Annotated in this window: 20 protein-coding genes; 4 read left to right on the forward strand and 16 right to left on the reverse strand. The window is 69.6% G+C overall.

Annotation, left to right across the window (positions count from 1 at the left end; translation table 11 throughout):
• The first annotated feature begins 11 nt into the window (after positions 1-11).
• The 3 genes from zwf to pgl are packed head-to-tail and all read left to right on the forward strand — an operon-like array spanning position 12 to position 3,329.
• Complete coding sequence (gene zwf, locus EV279_RS13085; RefSeq protein ID WP_133544153.1) at positions 12-1,607, forward strand: glucose-6-phosphate dehydrogenase; 1,596 nt, start codon at positions 12-14, stop codon at positions 1,605-1,607.
• Positions 1,604-2,551, forward strand: a complete 948-nt coding sequence (locus EV279_RS13090; protein WP_133544155.1) for a glucose-6-phosphate dehydrogenase assembly protein OpcA — start codon at positions 1,604-1,606, stop codon at positions 2,549-2,551. The genes zwf and EV279_RS13090 overlap by 4 nt, the downstream gene beginning before the upstream one ends.
• Positions 2,544-3,329, forward strand: coding sequence for a 6-phosphogluconolactonase (pgl, locus tag EV279_RS13095; RefSeq protein WP_133544157.1), 786 nt, complete (start codon positions 2,544-2,546; stop codon positions 3,327-3,329). Before EV279_RS13090 ends, pgl begins: the two co-directional genes overlap by 8 nt.
• 82 nt (positions 3,330-3,411) lie before the next feature.
• Here the strand turns inward: pgl and EV279_RS13100 are convergent, their stop codons facing one another.
• From EV279_RS13100 to EV279_RS13155, 12 genes are all read right to left on the reverse strand, one after another.
• Positions 3,412-3,768: an RNA polymerase-binding protein RbpA gene (locus tag EV279_RS13100; protein ID WP_133544159.1), complete on the reverse strand. Its 357-nt coding sequence runs from the start codon at positions 3,766-3,768 to the stop codon at positions 3,412-3,414.
• The gene (gene secG / locus EV279_RS13105) at positions 3,768-4,016 is read right to left on the reverse strand and encodes a preprotein translocase subunit SecG (protein WP_133544161.1); all 249 of its coding nucleotides are present in this window, start codon (positions 4,014-4,016) and stop codon (positions 3,768-3,770) included. The genes EV279_RS13100 and secG overlap by 1 nt, the downstream gene beginning before the upstream one ends.
• A 125-nt stretch (positions 4,017-4,141) precedes the next feature.
• A complete protein-coding gene (tpiA, locus tag EV279_RS13110; RefSeq protein ID WP_133544163.1) occupies positions 4,142-4,951 on the reverse strand; it encodes a triose-phosphate isomerase in 810 nt (269 codons plus the stop codon).
• Entirely contained in the window at positions 4,942-6,156 is a 1,215-nt protein-coding gene (locus tag EV279_RS13115) for a phosphoglycerate kinase (RefSeq protein ID WP_133544165.1), read from the reverse strand. Before EV279_RS13115 ends, tpiA begins: the two co-directional genes overlap by 10 nt.
• A 6-nt stretch (positions 6,157-6,162) precedes the next feature.
• Complete coding sequence (gene gap, locus EV279_RS13120) at positions 6,163-7,167, reverse strand: type I glyceraldehyde-3-phosphate dehydrogenase (protein ID WP_133544167.1); 1,005 nt, start codon at positions 7,165-7,167, stop codon at positions 6,163-6,165.
• Between the two features lie 103 nt (positions 7,168-7,270).
• Positions 7,271-7,897, reverse strand: coding sequence for a superoxide dismutase (locus tag EV279_RS13125; protein ID WP_133544169.1), 627 nt, complete (start codon positions 7,895-7,897; stop codon positions 7,271-7,273).
• Between the two features lie 245 nt (positions 7,898-8,142).
• The gene (gene whiA / locus EV279_RS13130; protein WP_133544171.1) at positions 8,143-9,120 is read right to left on the reverse strand and encodes a DNA-binding protein WhiA; all 978 of its coding nucleotides are present in this window, start codon (positions 9,118-9,120) and stop codon (positions 8,143-8,145) included.
• Positions 9,121-9,160: 40 nt separating this feature from the next.
• Positions 9,161-10,045 carry an RNase adapter RapZ gene (rapZ, locus tag EV279_RS13135; protein ID WP_133544173.1) on the reverse strand — a complete coding sequence of 295 codons (885 nt, stop codon included), beginning with the start codon at positions 10,043-10,045 and terminating at the stop codon, positions 9,161-9,163.
• Between the two features lie 68 nt (positions 10,046-10,113).
• Positions 10,114-12,108 carry an excinuclease ABC subunit UvrC gene (gene uvrC, locus EV279_RS13140; protein WP_133544174.1) on the reverse strand — a complete coding sequence of 665 codons (1,995 nt, stop codon included), beginning with the start codon at positions 12,106-12,108 and terminating at the stop codon, positions 10,114-10,116.
• A gap of 5 nt (positions 12,109-12,113) precedes the next feature.
• Positions 12,114-15,005 carry an excinuclease ABC subunit UvrA gene (gene uvrA / locus EV279_RS13145; RefSeq protein ID WP_133544953.1) on the reverse strand — a complete coding sequence of 964 codons (2,892 nt, stop codon included), beginning with the start codon at positions 15,003-15,005 and terminating at the stop codon, positions 12,114-12,116.
• Positions 15,006-15,182: 177 nt separating this feature from the next.
• Positions 15,183-17,573 carry a bifunctional UDP-sugar hydrolase/5'-nucleotidase gene (locus tag EV279_RS13150; RefSeq protein ID WP_243728561.1) on the reverse strand — a complete coding sequence of 797 codons (2,391 nt, stop codon included), beginning with the start codon at positions 17,571-17,573 and terminating at the stop codon, positions 15,183-15,185.
• Between the two features lie 252 nt (positions 17,574-17,825).
• Positions 17,826-18,281, reverse strand: a complete 456-nt coding sequence (locus EV279_RS13155) for a MarR family transcriptional regulator (RefSeq protein WP_133544176.1) — start codon at positions 18,279-18,281, stop codon at positions 17,826-17,828.
• A 42-nt stretch (positions 18,282-18,323) separates the two neighbouring features.
• Between EV279_RS13155 and EV279_RS13160 the strand changes: the two genes are divergently transcribed.
• Positions 18,324-18,578, forward strand: coding sequence for a hypothetical protein (locus tag EV279_RS13160; RefSeq protein ID WP_243728562.1), 255 nt, complete (start codon positions 18,324-18,326; stop codon positions 18,576-18,578).
• A gap of 45 nt (positions 18,579-18,623) precedes the next feature.
• On the opposite strand, the gene uvrB is transcribed toward EV279_RS13160, so the two are convergent.
• The 4 genes from uvrB to coaE all read right to left on the reverse strand — a co-directional run bounded on the left by uvrB (position 18,624) and on the right by coaE (position 22,866).
• A complete protein-coding gene (uvrB, locus tag EV279_RS13165; protein WP_133544178.1) occupies positions 18,624-20,705 on the reverse strand; it encodes an excinuclease ABC subunit UvrB in 2,082 nt (693 codons plus the stop codon).
• A 111-nt stretch (positions 20,706-20,816) separates the two neighbouring features.
• Positions 20,817-21,329 carry a hypothetical protein gene (locus EV279_RS13170; protein ID WP_133544180.1) on the reverse strand — a complete coding sequence of 171 codons (513 nt, stop codon included), beginning with the start codon at positions 21,327-21,329 and terminating at the stop codon, positions 20,817-20,819.
• A 173-nt stretch (positions 21,330-21,502) separates the two neighbouring features.
• Entirely contained in the window at positions 21,503-22,138 is a 636-nt protein-coding gene (locus EV279_RS13175) for a hypothetical protein (protein ID WP_133544181.1), read from the reverse strand.
• 107 nt (positions 22,139-22,245) lie between these two features.
• On the reverse strand, positions 22,246-22,866 hold the full coding sequence (coaE, locus tag EV279_RS13180) for a dephospho-CoA kinase (protein ID WP_133544183.1): 621 nt from the start codon (positions 22,864-22,866) through the stop codon (positions 22,246-22,248).
• Positions 22,867-22,934: the final 68 nt, after the last annotated feature.

Consider the following 22,934-nt stretch of genomic DNA (forward strand, 5'->3'; position numbering starts at 1 on the left):
GCACCGTTCCGATGACCGTTCCGGAGACCCCTGGATCGAGCAGCGCCCCGAGTGGGAGCGGCGTCGAGATCTCGCGCGGACACAACCCCCTGCGCGACCCGGATGACCGGCGCCTCAACCGCATCGCGGGCCCCAGTGCGCTCGTCATCTTCGGCGTGACGGGCGATCTGTCGCGCAAGAAGCTCATGCCCGCCGTGTACGACCTCGCCAACCGCGGCCTGTTGCCGCCCGGCTTCGCGCTCGTCGGCTTCGCCCGCCGCGACTGGGAGGATCAGGACTTCGCGGAGGTCGTCCACGAGGCGGTCAAGCAGAACGCGCGCACCGAGTACCGCGAAGAGACGTGGAAGCAGCTGCTCCAGGGCATCCGCTTCGTCTCGGGCACCTTCGACGACCCGGAGGCCTTCCGGCGCCTGCGCGAGACGGTGGAGAAGCTCGATGTCGAGCGCGGCACGATGGGCAACCACGCGTACTACCTCTCGATCCCTCCGAAGGACTTCGCGGTCGTCGCCGAGCAGCTGAAGTCGTCGGGCCTCGTCGACGACACGGCCGACCAGGCGGACCGCTGGCGCCGGGTCGTCATCGAGAAGCCGTTCGGACACGACCTCGAGTCGGCACGCGAGCTGAACGACGTCCTACGCTCGACCTTCCCGACCGACTCGATCTTCCGCATCGATCACTATCTCGGCAAGGAGACGGTCCAGAACATCCTCGCGCTGCGCTTCGCCAATGAGCTCTACGAGCCGATCTGGAACCGCAACTACGTCGACCACGTGCAGATCACGATGGCCGAGGACATCGGCGTCGGCGGCCGCGCAGGCTACTACGACGGCGTCGGCGCGGCACGCGACGTCATCCAGAACCATCTCCTGCAGCTCATGGCGCTCACCGCGATGGAGGAGCCGATCACGTTCGGCGCGGCCGACCTCCGCGCCGAGAAGGAGAAGGTCCTCGCGGCGGTGACCCTGCCGGAGGACCTGTCCCTGGCCGCCGCGCGGGGCCAGTACGCCGGCGGGTGGCAGGGCGGCCAGAAGGTGCTCGGCTTCCTCGAGGAGGAGGGCATGGCCGCCGACTCGACGACCGAGACCTACGCGGCCATCAAGCTCGAGGTCAACACGCGCCGCTGGGCCGGCGTGCCGTTCTACCTCCGTACCGGCAAGCGCCTGGGCCGGCGGGTGACCGAGATCGCGGTCGTCTTCAAGCGTGCTCCGCAGCATCTCTTCTCGCGCAGCCAGACGTCGGAGCTCGGCCAGAACGCCCTGGTCATCCGCGTCCAGCCCGACGAGGGCGTGACGCTGCGCTTCGGCTCGAAGGTGCCGGGAGCCGGCACGCAGGTGCGTGACGTGACGATGGACTTCGGCTACGGGCACGCCTTCACCGAGGCCAGCCCCGAGGCGTACGAGCGCCTCATCCTCGACGTCCTGCTCGGCGACCCGCCGCTGTTCCCGCGGCACGAGGAGGTCGAGCTCTCGTGGAAGATCCTCGATCCCTTCGAGCGATTCTGGGCGACGCAGGGCGGCCCGCTCGACCAGTACGCGCCCGGCTCGTGGGGCCCCGCATCCGCGGACGAGCTCCTCGCGCGCGACGGACGGACCTGGAGGCGGCCGTGATCATCGAACTCCCCGACACCAACGTCAGCAAGATCTCGCGGGCGCTCATCGACGTCCGCGAGGAGGGCGGGGCGGTCGCCCTCGGCCGCGTCCTCACGCTCGTCATCGTCACGGGCCACGGCGCCGAGGAAGAGGCCATCGAGGCCGCGAACGACGCCTCGCGCGAGCACCCGATGCGCGTCATCGTGCTGATGGTCGGCAAGGACGGCGATCCCCGCCTCGACGCGCAGATCCGCGTGGGCGGCGACGCCGGCGCGAGCGAGGTCGTCGTGCTGCAGGCCTTCGGCGACGCCGCCTCGAACATCGAGAGCCTCGTGACCGGGCTCCTCCTGCCGGACGCCCCCGTCGTGGTCTGGTGGCCCGATTATCCGCCGGAGATCCCGTCGGCCTCACCGCTCGGGCGCATCGCGCAGCGGCGGATCACGGATGCCTCGACCCGCCCGTACGACGCGCACCGCCTGTCGGCACTCGGCGAGAACCACGAGCCCGGCGACACCGACCTCGCATGGACACGCCTCACGCACTGGCGCGAGCAGCTCGCGGCGGTGCTCGACCAGCCGCCGTACGAGCCGATCACCGCGATCGAGGTGCGCGGCGCGAGCAGCTCCCCCTCGACGGCCCTGCTGGCGGCATGGCTGCGGCTCATGCTCGACGTCCCGGTCGACTGGCGCTACCTGCCGCCGGACGAGTGGCACGACGGCATCAAGTCGGTGCGCCTCGTCCGGGAGAGCGGCGACATCGTGCTCGAGCGCTCGAGCCCCGCGATCGCGTGCCTCTATCAGCCCGGCCAGCCCGACCACGACCTGGTCCTCCCCCGCCGGACGCTGCGCGAATGCCTCGCGGAGGAGCTTCGACGGCTCGACCCCGACCTCCTGTATGGTCGAGTGATCACCGAGGGGTGGCAGCTGCTGGGGCCGCCCGAACCGACGGAGGCAAATGGCTGAGTTCTACACCGAGAAGCGCGTGGTGATCAGCCCCGATCCCGCGACTCTGGCTGACTCGGTGGCGGCGCGGTTCCTCAGCCGACTGGTCAAGATCACCTCCGACGGCCGCCCGGCGCACATCTCCCTGACCGGCGGCTCGATGGGCTCCGCGGTGCTCGCGGCCGCCGCACGCCATCCCAAGCTCGCGAAGGTCGACTGGTCGCTCGTCCACTTCTGGTGGAGCGACGAGCGGTTCGTCCCCCGTGATGATCCCGAGCGCAACGAGAAGCAGGCGCGCGACGCCCTGCTCGACGGTCTCGACATCCCCGCCGCCAACATCCACGCCGCCGCCGCGAGCGACGAGACCCGAGATCTGGATGCCGCCGCCGCCGACTACGCGCGCGAGCTCGCCCGGTTCCGCCCGGAGGGGAGCGCCGACGCGTGGCCGTCGTTCGACATCTGCTTCCTCGGTGTCGGGCCGGACGCGCACATCGCCTCGCTCTTCCCCGACCGCGAGGAGATCCGCGTGACCGATCAGGCGGTGCTGCCGGTGCGGGACTCCCCCAAGCCCCCGCCGGACCGCGTGACGATGACCCGTCCGGTGATCAACTCCTCGCAGCGCGTGTGGCTCGTCCTGGCCGGCACCGACAAGGCGTCGGCGCTCGGCCTCGCCCTCGCCGGCGCGAGCTACCAGAGCGTTCCCGCGGCCGGTGCCAAGGGCCGCCGCCGGACGATCTTCTTCGTCGACGAGGCCGCGGCGTCGCAGGTTCCGGTCGAGCTCATCACCGGCGAATACTGACGACGGCGCAGGCCGCACGAAGAAGGACCGCGCCGGAGCGCGGTCCTTCTTCGTCGTATGGGTGTGCGGCGGCGGAGCGGACTCAGTCCTCGCCGCGGCGCTCGCGCAGCTGCTGCAGCGCGTCGCCGAGCAGGGCCTCGGCCTCTTCCTCCGTGCGGCGCTCCTTCACGTACGCGAGGTGGGTCTTGTACGGCTCGGTCTTGGCCACCGCCGGCGGATTGTCCTTGTCGCGCCCGGCGGGAAGACCCGAGTGCGGGGAGTCGATGACATCGGGGATCTCCTCCTCGGGGATCCCGGCGGCGAAGTACCGGACGGTCTCATTGCCGAGTGCGTCCCAGTACGAGATCGCGACGCGCTCGGCGTGGAATCCGTGGTCCTGCTCGCCCATCGGGCCCGCGCCGACGCGCGTGCCGCGGATCGCGTTGCCTCCGGTGGCCATCAGATCCCCTGGAACTTCGTGATCAGACCGAGAGCCACGATCGACACGAACCACGCGAGGGCCAGGATGATGGTGAACCGGTTGAGATTGCGCTCCGCCAGGCCCGACGAGCCGAGCGACGAGGTGAGGCCACCGCCGAACATGTCGGACAGGCCGCCGCCCCGACCCTTGTGGAGCAGGATGAGGAGGGTCAGCAGGAGACTCGTGATGCCGAGGAGCACCTGCAGGACGAACTCGAGGATCTGCACAGTCGTGAAAGCCTTTCGCCGCGATCGACGGGGATCGCACGAACATCGGAGCGCGACCGGGGGTCGCACCGCGAACATCGGAGCGCGACCCTTCGGTCGCACAAGGGACGAGTATACCGGGCGGGTCAGACTCCGACGTGCTTCTGATAGCGGATGATCGCCGCGAACTCGTCCACGACGAGGCTCGCACCGCCCACCAGGGCACCGTCCACGTCGGGCTCCCGCATGAAGCTCGCGATGTTCCCGGACTTGACCGATCCGCCGTACAGGATGCGGGTGCGCTCCGCCGCCTCCTGGCCGAGCCTCTCGGCCACCACGTGCCGGAGCTTCGCGCAGACGTCCTGGGCCTGCTCGGGCGTCGCCGCCTGCCCCGAGCCGATCGCCCAGACCGGCTCGTACGCCACGACGATCTCCGCATCCGCCTTCAGGTCCTTGAGCGCGACATCCAGCTGCCCGACCGGCACGGCGCTCGCACCGAACTTCTCGAGATCCTCCGCCGTCTCGCCGACGCAGATGACCGGAACGAGCCCGTGGCGGAGGGCCGCCTGGGTCTTCGCGGCGACGACCTCGTCGGTCTCAGCGTGATACTGCCGGCGCTCGGAGTGCCCGATGATCACGTAGCGGCACTGCAGCTTCGAGAGGAAGGCGCCGGAGATCTCGCCCGTGTACGCGCCGGAATCCTGCGCCGAGAGGTCCTGGGCGCCGAGGCCGAAGGGGATCTTGTCAGCGTCGAGGAGGGTCTGCACGGTTCGCAGGTCGGTGTACGGCGGGAAGACCGCCACCTCGACGGAGCCGTCCTCGTGCTTGGCGTCCTTGAGGGTCCAGTGGAGCTTCTGGACGAACGCGACCGCCTGCAGGTGGTCGAGGTTCATCTTCCAATTGCCCGCGATGAGCGGGAGACGCGGCCGCTGAGCCGGTCGATCGGTCACTGCCATCCGAGGACCTCCAGTCCGGGGAGCTTCTTGCCCTCGAGGAATTCGAGGCTCGCGCCTCCGCCCGTCGAGATGTGCCCGAACTGGTCGTCCGAGAACCCGAGCTGGCGGACGGCTGCGGCGGAGTCGCCCCCGCCGACGACGCTGAGCCCGTCGACCTCGGTGAGGGCCTGCGCGATCGCCTTGGTGCCCGCCGCGAAGGGAGCCATCTCGAACACGCCCATGGGCCCGTTCCAGAAGACGGTCGTCGACGAGCGGATGGCGTCCGCGAACGCACCCGCGGTCTGCGGCCCGATGTCGAGTCCGAGGGCCTCGGGGCCCACCGGGGTGTCTTCGATCCTGTCGGCGTCCGTCTCGGCGCGTTCGGCGTCGGCGGAGAACGCCGCTGCGACCACGGTGTCGACGGGCAGGATGAGCTCGACGCCCTTCTCCTGCGCTGTCGACATGTACCCCTTGACCGTCTCGATCTGGTCCTCCTCGAGGAGGCTCTTGCCCACCTTGTAGCCCTGCGCCGCGAGGAAGGTGAACATCATCCCGCCGCCGACGAGGATCTTGTCGGCGCGAGGGAGCAGATGCGCGATGACGCCGAGCTTGTCGCTGACCTTCGATCCGCCCAGCACGACCGTGTACGGGCGCTCCGGGTTCTCGGTGAGGCGATCGAGGACGTCGACCTCCTTCTCGATGAGGTATCCGGCAGCCGACGGCAGAAGCTGGGCGAGGTCGTACACGGATGCCTGTTTGCGGTGGACGACGCCGAAGCCGTCGGAGACGAGCACATCGCCGAGCTGAGCGAGCTCCTCAGCGAACGCACGCCGCGCCGCGTCATCCTTCGCCGTCTCGCCCGGGTTGAAGCGGAGGTTCTCGATGACCGCGACGTCGCCGTCCTCCAGCGCCTGCACCGCCTCGCGGGCGGACTCGCCCACCGTGTCGCGGGCGAACGCGACGGGCTTGCCGAGGAGCTCGGAGAGCCGCTGGGCGACCGGTGCGAGGCTGTACGCAGGATCGGGGGCGCCGTCGGGACGGCCGAGGTGAGAGCACACGACGACGCGGGCGCCGTGATTGATGAGAGCGTTCAGCGTGGGGAGCGTGGCCCGCACACGGCCGTCGTCCGTGATGACCTCGCCCTGAAGAGGGACGTTGAGGTCAGCACGGACGATGACACGCTTGCCGGCCAGCGAACCCAGCGAATCGAGGGTGCGCAGAGCCATGATCGATCAGAGCTTCGACGCGACGATCTCGGTGAGGTCGACGAGACGGTTGGAGTAGCCCCACTCGTTGTCGTACCAGCCGACGACCTTCACCTGGTTGCCGATGACGCGCGTGAGGCCGGCGTCGAAGATGCAGGAGTGGTCGTCGGTGACGATGTCGCTCGAGACGATCTCGTCCTCCGTGTACTTGAGGATGCCCTTGAGCGGGCCCTCGGCGGCGGCCTTGTAGGCGGCCTTGACCTCGTCGACCGTGACCTCGCGCTCCAGTTCGACCGTGAGGTCGGTCGCCGAGCCGGTGGGCACGGGCACGCGCAGCGCGAAGCCGTCGAGCTTCCCCTTGAGCTCGGGGAGGACGAGGCCGATCGCCTTGGCCGCGCCGGTCGAGGTCGGGACGATGTTGAGCGCGGCGGCGCGCGCGCGACGCAGATCGCTGTGCGGGCCGTCCTGCAGGTTCTGGTCGGCGGTGTACGCGTGGACCGTCGTCATGAGGCCCTTGACGATCCCGAACTCGTCGTTCAAGACCTTCGCGAGCGGCGCGAGGCAGTTCGTGGTGCAGGACGCGTTCGAGATGATGTTCTGCGTCGCGGAGTCGTAGGTCTCCTCGTTGGCGCCGATGACGAACGTGCCGTCCTCGCCCGAGGCGGGAGCGGAGATGAGGACCTTCTTCGCGCCGCCGGCGATGTGCTTGCCGGCGTCGGCGGCCTTCGTGAAGCGACCGGTCGACTCGATGACGATGTCGACGCCGAGCTCGCCCCAGGGCAGGTTCGCGGGGTCGCGCTCCTCGAACACCTTGATGGTCTTGTCGCCGACCGTGATCGAGTCCTCGGTGTACGAGACCTCCTCGTTCAGGCGACCCAGGATCGAGTCGTACTTGAGCAGATGGGCGAGCGTCTTGTTGTCGGTGAGGTCGTTGACGGCGACGATGTCGAGGTCAGCGCCCTGCGCGAGAGCCGCGCGGAGGTAGTTGCGTCCGATGCGGCCGAAGCCGTTGATTCCGATCTTGACAGTCACGGAATTTCTCCTGAAGGTGTCATGCGCGAGTGCGCTGGTTGTTGCAGTTCAGACGAGTGGACAACGGCGTCCCGGCGGGGCGCCCGCCGGGACGCCGCACTTGCTATGACAGTACCAGCAGGCCCGTCGTCTTCTCGCGGGCGGCCGCGAAGCGCTCCTGCACGTTCTGCCAGTTCGCGATGTTCCAGACGGCCTTGACGTAGTCGGCCTTGACGTTGAGGTAGTCGAGGTAGAAGGCGTGCTCCCACATGTCGAGCTGGAAGACCGGGACGGTGCCCTGCGCCGTGTTCGACTGCTGGTCGAACAGCTGCTGGATGATCAGCTGCCGGCCGATCGGATCCCAGCTCAGGACAGCCCAGCCCGACCCCTGGATGCCGGTCGCCGCGGCGGTGAAGTGCGCCTGGAACTCCTCGAATCCGCCGAAGAACTCGTCGATCGCCGCCGCGAGCTCGCCCTCGGGCTGTCCGCCTCCGTCCGGCGAGAGGTTCGTCCAGAAGATGGAGTGGTTCACGTGGCCGCCAAGGTTGAACGCGAGGTCCTTCTCGAGCTTGTTGACGTTCGCGAGGTTGCCGCTCTCCCGCGCCTCGGCCAGCTGCTCCAGCGCGGTGTTCGCGCCTGCCACATAGGTCGCATGGTGCTTGTCGTGGTGCAGCTGCATGATCTTGCCGCTGATGTGCGGCTCCAGCGCGGCGTAGTCGTAGGGGAGGTCGGGCAGCGTGTACTTCGCCATGGTCTCTTCTTCCTGTCGGCGCTGCGCCAGGGGATCCCCGGCGTCCAGCGAGGGTGACGAGTTCATCCTAGTGAGGGGCAACGCACCGCCAGAGGGGTTGCTTCCCCGCGCGACAGCCGGGTAGACGCGCGTCACCGCGGCCGTTCGGGTCGAGGCATCCATCCGCGATCCGTCCGCGATCCGTGCGCGATCAGCCTGCGATCCGTGCGCGATCAGCCCGCGTTCGATCTGCGTTCGGTCTGCGTTCAGTCTGCGGCGCCGGCGGGGACCGCCGACTCTGTGCCGGGCAGGCCCTCGGCCTCCGCCTTCTTGTCGGCCATGGCGAGGAGGCGCCGGATGCGGCCGGCCACAGCATCCTTCGTGAGAGGAGGATCGGCGTGGTGGCCGAGCTCGTCGAGGCTCGCGTCCCGGTGCGCGAGACGCAGGTCGCCGGCCTGCTTGAGGTGATCGGGCACGTCGTCTCCGAGGATCTCCAGGGCCCGCTCCACCCGAGCGCACGCGGCGACCGCGGCCTGCGCCGAACGACGGAGGTTGGCGTCGTCGAAGTTGACCAGGCGGTTCACGCCGGCGCGGACCTCGCGCCGCTGGCGCAGCTGGTCCCATTCGGCGGCGGCGCGGACGGCGCCCATGGCGGCCAATGCCTGGCGGATCGCCTCGGCCTCCCGCACGACGACACGGGGGACGCCGCGGACCTCGCGGGCCTTCGCCGCGATTCCCAGACGGTGCGCAGCGCCGACGAGCGCCATCGCCGCTTCGCCGGACGGGCAGGAGATCTCCAGGGCGGCGGAGCGACCGGGCTCGCTCAGCGAGCCCGAGGCGAGGAAGGCGCCGCGCCACACGGCGGCGAGGTCGGGTCGGGCGCCCGTCGTGAGCTTGTTCGGCAGGCCCCGCACCGGACGACGGCGCTGGTCGAGGAGGCCCGTCTGCCGGGCCAGGGTCTCGCCCCCTTCGATGACGCGCACGGCGTAATGGCTGCCGCCTCGCCCTCCGGAGCCCTGCACGTGCACGAGCTCGGGACGCACGCCGTAGATCTCGACGAGATCGCGCGCGACGCGACGGGCGAGGACGTCGGAGTCGAGCTCCGCCTCGACAGCGACGCGGTTGGCGATGGAGTGCAGACCGCCCGAGAAGCGCAGCAGCGACGTGAGCTCAGCGACGCGCGCCGTGGGCCTCGGGTCGCGGACGGCGGTCAGCTCGGCTTTGACGTCGGCGGTCAGCGACACGGGACTCCTCGCGATAGGGCTTCGGGAACGAGGGTCTAGCCTACTCGCGGCCCAGGTCGCGGTGCTTGACCCGGACGGTCACACCGGGCACTTGGGCGAGCCGGGCGGCGAGCTCCTTCGCCATGACGACGGAGCGGTGCTTGCCTCCCGTGCAGCCGATCGCGACGACCGAATGCCGCTTGTTCTCTCGCTGGTAGCCCTCCAGCACGGGGGCCAGCGCAGAGGCGTACGCCTCGAGGAACTCCCGCGCCCCCTCCTGCCCGAGCACGTACTCGCGCACGGCGTCGTCCTCCCCCGTGAACGGGCGCAGGCTCTCGTCCCAGAACGGGTTCGGCAGGAAGCGCATGTCGGCCACGATGTCGGCGTCCGGCGGCAGACCGTACTTGAATCCGAAGCTCTGGATCGTGACGGCGTGCTTGGCCTGACCCTCCTGCGCGAAGAGGTCGACGATCTGAGTCGCGAGCTGGTGGATGTTGTAGCCCGACGTGTCGACGATCATGTCGGCCCCCTCCCGCACCGGAGCGAGGGCGTCGCGCTCGCGCCGGATCCCGTCGAGGATCGTCCCGTCGCTCTGCAGCGGGTGCGGCCGGCGCACCGACTCGAAGCGGCGCACGAGCACGTCGTCCGAGGCATCCAGGAACAGCACGCGCAGGTGCTGCTTGGCGTCGCGCAGCGCGCGCGTGACCTCGGGAAGCTCGCGGAAGAGGTCGCGCCCGCGCACGTCGACGACGACCGCGACACGCGGCAGGGCGCCGCCGGCGAGGCCGGAGAGGTCGAGCAGGGGTTTGAGCATCTGCGGAGGCAGATTGTCGACGACGTACCAGCCGAGATCCTCCAGGGCGTCGGCCGCCGTCGAGCGGCCGGCGCCGGACATGCCCGTGACGATCAGGACCTCGCCGGCGTCCTGCGGCTCCTCCTGCGTCATGACCCACCCCCGTCGTCCGGATCAGCCTACCGACTCCGCACCGGGCGATTCGCCGCTCGCAGCGCGCGTCAGGACTCGCCGAGGTGCGCGTGGATGGATGCCGCGAGCTTCGGGCCGACTCCAGGCAGCTCTTCGATCTGCTCCGTCGTGGCGCGCTTGAGCGCCGCGACGGAGCCGAAGTGCCGCAGCAGGGCGCGGATCCTCGCCTCGCCCAGGCCGGGTATCTCGGCGAGGACGCTCTGGATGTCGCTACGCCGGCGCTTGCGCTGATGCGTGATGGCGAAGCGGTGCGCTTCGTCGCGCAGGCGCTGCAGGAGATACAGCGCCTCGCTCGTGCGCGGAAGGATCACGGGGAAGTCCTCCCCCGGCAGCCACACCTCTTCCAGCCGCTTGGCGATGCCGCACAGCGCGATCTCCTCATGGCCGGCGTCGCGCAGGGCGCGCGCGGCCGCCTCGACCTGGGGCTTGCCGCCGTCGACGACGAGCAGCTGAGGGCGGTAGGCGAAGCGCGGCCGGCGCCGTTCGGTCACGACGACCTCGTCATCCGCCGCAGCCTGCGAAGGGCCGCCGGGCGCGGCATCCTCCGTCCCCGCCTCGCGCAGCGCATCGTCTGCGGCATCGTCTGCGGGGTCGTCTGCGGGGTCGTCCTGAGCGTCGTCGCCACGGTCGACGTAGGCAAGGCGCCGCGTCAGCACCTGATAGAGCGAGTCGGTGTCGTCGGTGGTCTCCTCGACCTTGAACGAGCGGTACTGGTCCTTGCGGGGCAGGCCGTCCTCGAAGACGACCATCGAGGCGACGACGTTCGTGCCGCCGAGATGCGACACGTCGAAGCACTCGATGCGAAGCGGCGCCTCGGCGAGGTCGAGCGCCTCCTGCAGATCGGTGAGGGCCTGGGTGCGCGCGACGTAGTCGCTCGTGCGCCGTGTCTTGTGGAGCATGAGCGCCTGCTGCGCGTTGAGCGTCGCGGTCTTGAGAAGCTCGGCCTTGCGACCCCGCTGGGCGACCTGGATCGAGACGTTGCGCCCGCGGCGCCCGCGCAGCCACTCCTCGAGCTCGGCGGCGTCTTCGGGAAGGACGGGCACGAGCACCTGCTTCGGGATGTCCGCCTCGACCGCCGCGCCGTAAGTGCGCTGCAGCACTTGATCGACGAGCTCGGCGCCCGTGATGTCGAGCTCCTTCTCGATCGTCGTCGCGCGCACGCCGCGGACGCGCCCGCCGCGGATGACGAAGTGCTGCACGGTGGCGGCGAGCTCATCCTCCGCGATGCCGAAGAGGTCGGCGTCGGTGTCCTCCGACAGCACGAGGGCGCTCTTGTTGAGCACGGCGTCGATCGCCTGCAGCTTGTCGCGGTACACCGCGGCGGACTCGTAGTCCATCGCGGCGGATGCCTCGCGCATGCGCACCGTCAGCTCACGGGTGAAGCGCTGGTCGCCCCCGGACATGAAGGCGATGAAGTCCTCGACGATCGCACGATGCTCCTCGACGGTGACCTTCATCGAGCACGGTCCGCCGCACCGTCCGATCTGCCCCGGGAAACACGGCCGCCCCGTCGCCATCGCCTTCTTGTACGACGAGTCGCTGCAGGTGCGGATCGGGAAGACCTTGATCATCAGGTCGATCGTGTCGTGCACGGCCCACACCTTCGGGTAGGGGCCGAAGTACTTCGCCCCCTTGATGCGGCGGTTGCGGGTCACGATTACGCGCGGCGCCTCGTCCGCGAGAGTGATGGCCATGAAGGGATACGACTTGTCGTCGCGGTACCGGACGTTGAAGGGCGGATCGAACTCCTTGATCCACTGATACTCCAGCTGCAGGGAGTCAACGTCTGTCGCGACGACGGTCCATTCGACGGATGCCGCGGTCATCACCATGCGGCGGGTGCGCTCGTGGAGAGTGTGCAGCGGGGCGAAGTAGTTCGACAGCCGCGCGCGCAGATTCTTCGCCTTGCCGACGTAGAGCACGCGCCCGTCGGCGTCGCGGAAGCGGTACACACCCGGATTGGTGGGGATCTCGCCGGGTCTGGGCTTGTAGGCGACCGTCGGCGTGCGGGTGGTGGCGCCCATCCCGCTCAGCCGGCCTTGCGCGCGACCGTCTCGTCGGCCGACGTCAGGCCGAGCACCTCGGCGAGGAACGCCCCCGTGTGGCTGCCCTCCACGCGCGCGACGGTCTCGGGCGTTCCGGTCGCGATGATCTCGCCGCCGCCGGACCCGCCCTCGGGTCCGAGATCGATGACCCAGTCCGCCGACTTGATGACGTCGAGGTTGTGCTCGATGACGATGACCGTGTTGCCCTTGTCGACGAGCCCGTTCAGGACCTCGAGGAGGCGCCGGACGTCTTCGAAGTGCAGACCGGTGGTCGGCTCGTCGAGCACGTAGATGGAGCGGCCGTTCGACCGGCGCTGCAGCTCGGTCGCGAGCTTGACGCGCTGCGCCTCGCCGCCCGACAGGGTCGTCGCCGACTGCCCGAGCCGGACGTAGCCGAGCCCGACGTCGACGAGCGTCTGAAGGTAGCGGTGGATCGCCTGGATCGGCTCGAAGAAGACCGCCGCCTCGGCGATCGGCATCTCGAGCACCTCCGCGATGTTCTTGCCCTTGTAGTGCACGGCGAGCGTGTCGCGGTTGTACCGCTTGCCGTGGCACACCTCGCAGTCGACGTACACGTCGGGGAGGAAGTTCATCTCGATCTTGATCGTGCCGTCGCCCGAGCACGCCTCGCAGCGGCCGCCCTTGACGTTGAAGCTGAAGCGTCCGGGCTGGTAGCCGCGCACCTTCGCCTCGGGAGTCTCGCTGAAGAGCGTGCGGATGCGGTCGAAGACGCCCGTGTACGTCGCCGGGTTCGAGCGCGGCGTGCGCCCGATCGGCCCCTGATCGACGTGCACGACCTTGTCGAGGTCGTCGGTGCCCGTGACGCGGGTGTGCTTGCCGGCGACGCGGCGCGCGCCGTTGAGCCGCGCGGCGAGCACCTCGTAGAGGATGTCGTTGACGAGGGAGGACTTGCCCGACCCGCTCACGCCGGTGACGGCGGTGAGCACGCCGAGCGGGAAGTCGACCGTGACGTTCTTGAGGTTGTTCTCCCGCGCGCCGACCACCGAGATCCTGCGGTTCTTGTCGATCTTGCGGCGCTTGTTCGGCGTCGGGATCTCGCGGCGACCCGTGAGGTAGTCGGCCGTGATCGACCCGCGGTCCTCGAGCAGGGAGGCGAGAGGTCCGGAGTGCACGACCTCTCCCCCGTCGACGCCGGCGCGGGGTCCGATGTCGACGACCCAGTCGGCCGCGTGGATGGTCTCCTCGTCATGCTCGACGACGATCAGCGTGTTGCCCAGATCGCGCAGCTTCACGAGCGTCTCGATGAGGCGGCGGTTGTCCCGCTGGTGCAGGCCGATCGACGGCTCGTCGAGGACGTAGAGCACTCCGGTCAGGCCCGAGCCGATCTGGGTCGCCAGCCGGATGCGCTGCGCCTCGCCGCCCGAGAGCGATCCCGCCGAGCGGCTGAGGTTGAGGTAGTTGAGGCCCACCTGGATCAGGAAGTCGAGGCGCAGACGGATCTCACGGAGCACCTGCGCCGCGATCATCGCCTCGCGCTGCGTGAGCTCGAGCTGCGCGAAGAACCGCTGCGCGTCGGCGAGGCTCAGGCGCGAGGCATCCGCGATCGAATGCCCGTGCACGAGCACCGCCAGCACCTCCGGCTTGAGGCGATCCCCGTTGCACACCGCACACGGGACCTCGCGGAGATAGTCGGCCCACCGCTGGCGCTGCGTGTCGGACTCGGCCTGGGCGTACTGCCGCTCGATGTAGGGCACGACGCCCTCGAAGCCCGAGGAGTAGCGCATCTCGCGCCCGTACCGGTTCTTCCAGCGGACGGTGACCTTGTAGTTCTCGCCGCGCAGAACGGCTTCCTGGACCGCCTGGGGCAGCCTCTTCCACGGCGTGTCGAGCGAGAAGCCGAGGTCGGCGGCGAGTCCCTCGAGGAGCCGCTCGTAGTACTGGAAGAGTCCCTTGCCCTGCGTCGTCCACGGGATGAGCACGCCTTCGCGGATGGAGAGGTCCTCGTCGCCGAGCATGAGGTCGACGTCGACCGACATGCGCGTTCCGAGGCCCGAGCAGGTGGGACAGGCGCCGAATGGGGCGTTGAACGAGAACGTCCGCGGCTCTATCTCGGTCAGCTGAAGAGGGTGGCCGTTCGGGCACGCGAGCTTCTCGGAGAAGTTCTGCCACGCGGCATCGCCCTCCTCGTCGACGAAGTTCACCTGCATGATGCCGCCGGCCAGGCCCAAGGCCGTCTCGACGGAGTCGGTGACGCGGCCGAGGATGTCGTCGCTGGCGACGAGGCGGTCGACCACCACCGCGATGTCGTGCTTGTAGCTCTTCTTCAGCACCGGCGGCTCGGCGAGCTGGATGAGCTCGCCGTCGACGATCCCGCGGGCGTAGCCCTTCGCACCGAGCTCCCGGAAGAGGTCGACGAACTCGCCCTTCTTCTGGGTCACGACCGGCGCGACGATCTGGTACCGGGTGCGCTCGGGAAGCTCCAGAAGCTGATCCGCGATCTGCTGCACGGTCTGACGCCGGATGATCTCGCCGCACTCGGGGCAGTGCGGCACGCCGATGCGCGCCCACAGCAGGCGCATGTAGTCGTGGATCTCGGTGATCGTGCCGACCGTCGATCGGGGGTTGCGGTTGGTCGACTTCTGGTCGATTGAGACGGCGGGGCTCAGGCCCTCGATGAAGTCGACGTCGGGACGGTCGACCTGGCCGAGGAACTGGCGTGCGTACGCACTGAGCGACTCGACATACCGGCGCTGGCCCTCGGCGAAGATCGTGTCGAAGGCGAGACTGGACTTGCCGGAGCCGGACAGGCCGGTGAAGACGACGAGCGAGTCGCGAGGGATGTCGAGGTCGACGTCCTTGAGGTTGTGCACGCGCGCTCCGCGCACGCTCAACTGCCCGGTGGAGCCGGACTTCACGGCCGGGTTCGGGCTGCTGTTTGCGGGCGCGACGACAGGGACGATGGGCACCCGACAAGTCTAGGCGGGCCCTCCGACACCGGGTTCGCGCGGAGTTCGCCGCTCGCGAAGGCCGGACGGGAATGACGGATGCCGCGGGGCGCAGCGGCCCCGCGGCATCCGTCGTTCAGCACGTCGTCAAAGCACCAGGACGGGCACGCGCGGCGCCTGGGAGGGCTTGACGTCGTCGTTGCCGCCGTACGAAGCCCACAGAAGGTGGAGGCCCTTCTGGAGGCGAGGCAGCTTGACCTTGACGAGACCGTTGTCGTCGGCGTCCAGGGTCACCGTCGCGATGAGCGTCGACCGGTCGTAGATCTTCACCTCACCGGTGGGCACAGCGCCGCCCTCGGTGCTGACGCGCACCGTGTACTGGACAGCGCCGTTGCCGCGCACCAGCAGCTTGTTCGGCCAGGCCAGCGTCGTGCTGTCGGCCTTGTCGATGGCGAGCGGCACAGCGATCGACGTGCCCGTCGTCGGCCCCGTGAGGGTGAGCTCGACGCTGCCGCCGAGCGGCACGTCGGCGGGAAGCGGGACGGAGACCTTCGCCTGGCCGTAGTCGTCGTACGCGCGCGTGCCGACGGTGTTGTCGACCGGGAAGGTGCCGAGCACCTGGTCGCCGAGCGTGACTTCGAGCTCGGTGTCCTTCAGGTCACCCGGGCCCGTCATCGCCCAGGAGCTGACATCGAACGCGACGGTGCCGGCCGGGTCGTATGCCGCGGGGGCACCGTCCGGGAACTCGACGCTGACGGCGCGCTGCGAGTAGTCGACGGGAAGCGGGGCCTCCTGAGCGAACTCCTCCATGTAGTCCACCATCGCCGCCAGGTCGACCTTGCCGGTGTCGCGCTTGCTCGTTCCGTTCGCGAACTCACGGAAGTTGTCGCCGCCGCCCGCGAGGAACGAGTTGGCGGTGACGGAGTAGGTCGCAGCGAGGTCGATGGGCTCGCCGTGCAGCCACATCCCGGTCACGGTGCCTTCCGCCTCGTCGTACGTCAGACCGGCCTCGTTCTCCTGCGTCGCGGGGTTGTCGAGGCGTACCTCCGTCACGATCTCCTGCGTGTAGGTGTATTCGAAGCCCTCCGACGTGCCCAGCCGCAGGTAAGGGCGCGAGCCGGGTCCGTTGTACGCGTCGCGCTGCCACTGCTGTTCGAGCACCGTCTTGATCTGCGCACCCGTGAGACGCATGTTCACGAGGGTGTTCGCGAACGGCTGCACGACGGCCGCCTGCCGGTACGTCAGCTCGCGCGTGCCGTCCGCGAGGGCTGTACCGGTCATGTCCTGGCGCATGCCGCCGGGGTTCATGAAGGCGATCTGCGCGGCCCCGGACTCCGGCTGCTCGGTGGCCCACTGCTGCACCTCGGCGACGAGGTTCCCCAGAGTGGATTCGCCTCCGCGATTCTCCGTCGTGCCGTCGGCGAGCTTCGCGCGGTAGAAGGGACCGGCCATCGTGCCGAGCTTCACCTTGCCGAGCTCTTCGGCCGCGGTGAAGGCGGCGGCCACGATCGCCGCCACGTCCTCGTCGGGATCGCCGGGCTGCGTCGCGATGGGGAGGATGGTCTGGGTGACGGCCTGGACGACGCCGGTCGCACCGTCCACCCGGAAGATCAGCTGATTGAGGTTGGTGCCGTACTGCCCGGCCGACACGACCGGACGCTTCGTGACCGCGCGCCCCTCGTCGACCCAGTCCTGCACCGTGTACGAGCAGTTGTAGGCGAGGTGGGTGTGTCCCGACACGATCGCGTCTACGTCGGACGAGACGCCGCTGACGATCTCGCCCCATGCGGTGCCCGGCGCCGCGCCCGCAGTGCAGTCGACGGTCGGAGATCCCTCGTGCACCAGCATGACGACGAGATCTGCGCCGGCAGCCTCGAGCGCCGCCGCTTCGGCATTGACGGACTCGACGATGCCGCGGACCTCGAGGTCGGCGATCCCGGTCGGGCTCACCAGCGCCGGGAGGTCTTCCGTGACCGCGCCCACGAATCCGACCTGGACGTCGCCGAACTCCTTGATCCACGAGGCCGGGACGGCGTCGTCGCCGGTCGCACGCATCTTGAGGTTCGACGCGATGTACTCCCAGGTCGCGCCGCCCCAGGGGTTGTCGACCGGGTCGTAGGGAGCCATCACCCGGTTCACCAGGTCGTCGTAGCCCTGATCGAGCTCGTGGTTGCCGACCGCCGACACTTCGAGACCGGCGGCGTTGAGCGCGTCGATCGTGGGCTTGTCGTCCTGGATGAACGACTCGAAGGTCGAGGCCCCGATCAGGTCTCCCGCGGCCGCGAAGACGGTGTTGGGGTTCGCGGCCCGCAGGCTGTCGACGACACCCGCCATCTTCGCCGCGCCGGCTTCGACGCCGTTGGCGCCGATGCGCCCGTGGAAGTCGTTCGTCGCCAGGATCTGGACGTCGATCGTCGCCGCGTGGGCGGGCGGCGCGGCGATCAGGCCGGCGCCGAGGGCGATCGCGGCCGCCGCGGCGCTTGTGGCGAGCCGTCGGCGGTTCCGGGTGCTGTGTTCTGGATGCGACCGCATAGGCATGTGCATTCCTCTTCTGTCGGGTGGACGCTCCGCGGCACAGCGGCGCCTTCGCCTGCCGAGCCTCGCAGCGAGCCTAGGAAATCGCTGGGAGGTTGCATAGGGGATGAGAGGAAGTTCACGAAATCGTTGCGGGGCCGACACGCCGCGTGTCTGCGCTGACACGCCGCACCGCACTCCGCGGAACTCCGTCGCAACGCCGAGGTCCGGCCGAGCTCCGGCCGAGGTCCGGCCGAGGTCGTTGCAGGCGCCGCCTCAGGAGACGCGGCGCACGGCTGCTGTCCGTCCACCGGCGAACGGAGCGAGCCCGTCGCGCAGTTCGGCGAGCTGCGAGGCATCCATTCCGGTGCGCTCCATGATCTGACGCGGCACGTCGAGGGCGAGCGCGCGCAGCTCCCGGCCGGCTGCGGTAAGTCCGATCTCGAGGACGCGCTCGTCGCCCGCTCGGCGCGCGCGGGTGACGCGCCCCTGCGCCTCGAGGCGCTTGACGAGCGGCGAGAGGGTCGCAGCCTCCATCGCGAGCTCGTCCGCCAGGTCGCCGAGAGAGCGCGGAGAGTCCTCCCACAGCGCGAGCATCACCAAATACTGCGGATGCGTGAGCCCCAGCGGCTCGAGCACCGGGCGGTACAACGCGACGACGTTTCGCGCCGCGGTCACGAGGGCGAAGCAGAGCTGGTTCTCGAGCTTGAGAAGGTCGTCGGACGTGGACACGACTCGATTCTAGCCGCACGAATCTTTAGTACACTAAGGAAGGTGATCGAGAACGCACCCTCCTCCCCCAGCCGCCCGCCGCTGCGTCAACGCGTCCGCGAGGCAGGCGGGTGGTACGCGTGGTTCAACTCCCGGCTCATCCGCCTCGCCGGCCCGGCGGCCGTCGGCCCCTACGAGACCACTCCGCCCCCGTCGGTGAAGGAGCGCGCTGAGCGCGCCTGTCCGCTGTGCGGTGCGCCGATGTCGGAGCACACCTTCGACCGCAGCGGCCCCAAGCCGCTGATGCACTGCCCCTGATCGCAGGCCCTCAGACCCGGGCCGGTCCCCGTCTTCGCGGTCGGCTCAGGCGTGCCCGGCCCGCTCCATCGCCCGCAGCTCCTTCTTGAGGTCCTGGACCTCGTCGCGGAGGCGGGCGGCGAGCTCGAACTTGAGCTCTCCCGCGGCCGCGAGCATCTGGTCGGACAGGTCGGCGATCGTCGCCTCGAGCTGCTCCGCTCCCTCGGCGGCCAGACCCTCGCGGCGGAGCTGCGGGGTCGGGGCCTTGCCCTTGCCCGACTTCGTCTTGGCGGCCGCCTTCCCACGCATCATGCGATCGGTGTCGGACGCCTCGCGCGCCAGCACCTCCGTGATGTCGGCGATGCGCTTGCGCAAGGGCTGCGGATCGATGCCGTTCGCCAGGTTGTAGGCGATCTGCTTGTCGCGACGGCGCTCGGTCTCGTCGATCGCGTTGCGCATCGAGTCGGTGACGCTGTCGGCGTACATGTGCACCTCGCCCGAGACGTTGCGCGCGGCGCGGCCGATCGTCTGAATGAGTGAGGTCCCCGAACGGAGGAAGCCCTCCTTGTCGGCGTCGAGGATCGACACGAGCGACACTTCGGGGAGGTCGAGCCCCTCACGCAGGAGGTTGATGCCCACGAGCACGTCGTAGACTCCCGCGCGCAGCTCGGTGAGGAGCTCGACGCGGCGCAGCGTGTCGACGTCGGAGTGCAGATAGCGCACGCGCACGCCGTGCTCGCCGAGGAAGTCGGTCAGCTCCTCGGCCATCTTCTTCGTCAGCGTCGTCACGAGCACGCGTTCGTCGCGCTCGGAGCGCACGCGGATCTCTTCGAGCAGATCGTCGATCTGACCCTTCGACGGCTTGACGATGATCTTCGGATCGACCAGGCCCGTGGGGCGGATGATCTGCTCGACGACGCCGTCGGCGATGCCCATCTCGTAGCGGCCGGGCGTGGCCGAGAGGTAGACCGTCTGGCCGACTCGCTCCTTGAACTCGTCCCACCGCAGCGGTCGGTTGTCGAGCGCGCTGGGCAGCCGGAATCCGTGGTCGACGAGCGTGCGCTTGCGCGAGGCATCCCCCTCGTACATCGCCCCGATCTGCGGCACGGTGACGTGCGACTCATCGATGACCATGAGGAAGTCGTCGGGGAAGAAGTCGAGCAGCGTGTGCGGCGGCTCACCCGGCATGCGGCCGTCGAGATGACGGGAGTAGTTCTCGATCCCCGAGCAGAAGCCGAGCTGCTGCAGCATCTCGAGGTCGAACGTCGTGCGCATGCGCAGCCGCTGCGCCTCGAGGAGCTTGTTCTGTCCCTCGAGCTCCTTGAGGCGCTCCTCGAGCTCGTGCTCGATCGTTCCGATCGCGCGCTGGACGGTCTCGGTGCCTGCGGCGTAGTGCGTCGCCGGGAAGATCGGCACGGAGTCCATGCGCTGCACGACGTCTCCGGTGAGCGGATGCAGCATGTACAGCGCTTCGATCTCGTCGCCGAACATCTCGATGCGGATGGCGTACTCCTCGTACACCGGGATGATCTCGATCGTGTCGCCCCGCACGCGGAAGTTGCCGCGCGAGAAGTCCACATCGTTGCGGTTGTACTGCATCGCGATGAACTTGCGGATGAGGGCGTCGCGGTCGTAGCGCTCCCCGACCTGCAGCGCGACCATCGCGCGCAGGTACTCCTCGGGCGAGCCCAGGCCGTAGATGCACGAGACGGTGCTCACGACGATGACGTCGCGCCGGCTCAGCAGCGAATTGGTCGTCGAATGGCGCAGGCGCTCGACCTCGGCGTTGATCGACGAGTCCTTCTCGATGAAGGTGTCTGTCTGCGGGACGTATGCCTCGGGCTGGTAGTAGTCGTAGTAGCTGACGAAGTACTCCACCGCGTTGTTGGGCATGAGGTCGCGGAACTCGTTGGCGAGCTGCGCCGCGAGCGTCTTGTTGTGCGCGAGCACGAGCGTCGGGCGCTGGACGGCCTCGACGAGCCACGCCGTGGTGGCCGACTTCCCGGTGCCGGTCGCGCCCAGCAGCACGACGTCGGTCTCGCCGGCGTTGATGCGGGCGGCGAGCTCGGCGATCGCCTGCGGCTGATCGCCGCTCGGGGCGTACTCGCTGATGACCTCGAAGGGGCGCACGGAACGTGTCGTCTGCACCCATCCAGGTTAGGCGGGCCCTCCGACACCGCGGGCGGCGTTCGCGGGCGGCGGAGGCGGCGCGAGCGCGATCCCTCGATGCCGCACACCGCTCCGGGGCATCGCGCACGCTCAGTCGCCGCCATCACCTCCGCCGTCGTCGCCCCATCCACCCCCGTCTTCCCATAGATCGGCGTCGAGGATCCACGACCACCCGCTCGCCCCCGACGCTCGCGTGAGATCGTGAGACGGAACCCAGATCGGCGGTGTCCCCGGATCGGCGATCCAGGTCCGCGCCGCCGACCCGAGTTCGGATCGGTCGTGACGGACATGCCAGGAGATCGTGGTGCTGGTCATGAACAGATGGATGACGGCCGACGCCACCTTGACCATGAGCAGAGTGAGCATCGGATCGACGGCGACTCGCGGGTCGTCCTCGACCCGGCGACCACTCTCGGCGTAGCGGAAGCGGATCGCTCGACGAAGGAGACGGCTCAGCACGGCGCATTCATCCGGATCCCGCTCGTCGCCGTCTTCCAGGAATGGGGCGAACGCCTCGAGCAGCTGGCGCCTCCGGTACCACGGCAGCCGCCTCATCACGTGGAGGTTGCCGGCGTCCACGACGCCCTCGGGAAGCTCGAGCACGAGATCTATGTATCGCGCGATCCGTTCCGGTTCAGAAGCCGCGCCCCCCATGTCGCACCTCCTCACGCCGGCGCCAGAGTACAGCGCGAGGAGGCGTGCCGACAGGCAGACCGACGGCGGTCGGCCAACCCCATGGCGGGGCTCATCCTGACGAGCGCCCGCCCCTCATCCCGTCAGGCGAAGCCGCCGCCGCCGTCGAAGCCTCCGCCGAAGCCGCCGGCGTCGAACCCGCCGTCGAACCCGCCGCCTCCGTCGAACCCTCCGGCTCCCGCGGCGTCGAGCCCGGCCGAGCCGGGGTCGACCATGTCGCCGATCCATGCCGGCTCGTCGGCGAGCATGAGCGAGCCCGCGCCGAAGAGGAAGTAGCTGTTCACGGACTGCGCGAACAGGAAGTTCGTCGCCACCACCGTCATGACGCCGGTATCGCGCAGCAGGCCGCGCGGGTCGACGCCGTCGCGAGGGTCGTGCGGCGCGATCGCGGCCGGCGCGAGCACCGAGGGGGACGAGGCATCCGTCGCCGCCCTCTCACGCTCCGCGCGGCGCTCCTCCGCCCGTCGGAGGAGTTTCGCCAGGACGCTCGGGTCATCCGAGGCGGCATCCCGCTCGGCATCCGACAGGAAGGGCCGGAGCCGCTCGAACATCGCGCGACGCTGCTCGGCGGGCAGGTCGCGGAACGCCGAGGCGTGCGCGCTCTCGATGACGCTCGCGGGCAGCGTGTTGAGCAGGTAGATGTAGCGCGCGATGCGCTCTTCGTCGTCGACGGCCGCATACGGCGTCTTGCGACGCCGGAACCGAGAGAGAAAGCCCATCCCGCGCCTCCCGTTCCTGTGCGATCAGGGTATCCCACGACGACCCCGCCGGGCCCGGTGCACCGCCGACCGCCGACGCTGCGGCTCCCGGGGCCGGTGGCGGCCGCTCAGCGGGCGGCCCGCTCCGCGATGAGCTCGGGGAGCCGCTCCCACAGGTCGTCCGCCTGGCGCAGCGTGTCGTCGATCGAGCCCGACGTGTCGATCACGACGTCCGCCACGGCCAGGCGCGCGTCGTCGGGCACCTGGGAGGCGATCCGGGCTGCGGCATCCTGCTCGGTCAGGCCGCGCAGCGCGACGAGACGGTCGGCTCGGACGCCGGCGGGCGCGTGCGCGACGACGATGAGGTCCCACGGATCGTCCACCCTTGCCTCGACGAGGAGGGGCACGTCGTAGACGACCACCGCGTCCGGATCGGCCGCGAACGCGGCGGCGAACCGGCGCGCCGACTCGAGGCGGACTGCCGGGTGGACGATCGCGTTGAGCCGCTTCACAGCGGCCTCGTCGCCGAAGACGAGGCCGCCGAGGGCCGCGCGGTCGAGCGATCCGTCCGGACGGATCACGGATGCCCCGAACTCCGCGGCGATGTCGTGCAGCACGGACGACCCCGGCTGCTGCACCTCGCGCACGATCCGGTCGGCGTCGACCACGACGGCTCCGTGCTCGGCCAGCCGGCGCGCGATCGTGGACTTGCCGGAGGCGATGCCGCCGGTGAGCGCTGCGAGAGGCATGTCAACGAGGATGCCACGTCCGCTGCAACCCGAGACGATCCGCCGGTCGGAGCGGCGGTCGCCGCGAG

The sequence above is a fragment of the Microbacterium sp. BK668 genome (assembly GCF_004362195.1).
Lineage (GTDB): Bacteria > Actinomycetota > Actinomycetes > Actinomycetales > Microbacteriaceae > Microbacterium.

Bases quoted from the DNA above. Each gene is read 5' to 3' on its own strand.
- EV279_RS13150 (WP_243728561.1), bottom strand. From the start codon at position 17,573: ATGCCTATGCGGTCGCATCCAGAACACAGCACCCGGAACCGCCGACGG.
- uvrC (WP_133544174.1), bottom strand. From the start codon at position 12,108: ATGGGCGCCACCACCCGCACGCCGACGGTCGCCTACAAGCCCAGACCC.
- EV279_RS13100 (WP_133544159.1), bottom strand. From the start codon at position 3,768: ATGGCCACCGGAGGCAACGCGATCCGCGGCACGCGCGTCGGCGCGGGC.
- tpiA (WP_133544163.1), bottom strand. From the start codon at position 4,951: ATGGCAGTGACCGATCGACCGGCTCAGCGGCCGCGTCTCCCGCTCATC.
- EV279_RS13175 (WP_133544181.1), bottom strand. From the start codon at position 22,138: ATGGGCTTTCTCTCTCGGTTCCGGCGTCGCAAGACGCCGTATGCGGCC.
- zwf (WP_133544153.1), top strand. From the start codon at position 12: ATGACCGTTCCGGAGACCCCTGGATCGAGCAGCGCCCCGAGTGGGAGC.
- EV279_RS13115 (WP_133544165.1), bottom strand. From the start codon at position 6,156: ATGGCTCTGCGCACCCTCGATTCGCTGGGTTCGCTGGCCGGCAAGCGT.
- rapZ (WP_133544173.1), bottom strand. From the start codon at position 10,045: ATGACGCAGGAGGAGCCGCAGGACGCCGGCGAGGTCCTGATCGTCACG.
- pgl (WP_133544157.1), top strand. From the start codon at position 2,544: ATGGCTGAGTTCTACACCGAGAAGCGCGTGGTGATCAGCCCCGATCCC.
- coaE (WP_133544183.1), bottom strand. From the start codon at position 22,866: ATGCCTCTCGCAGCGCTCACCGGCGGCATCGCCTCCGGCAAGTCCACG.
- EV279_RS13125 (WP_133544169.1), bottom strand. From the start codon at position 7,897: ATGGCGAAGTACACGCTGCCCGACCTCCCCTACGACTACGCCGCGCTG.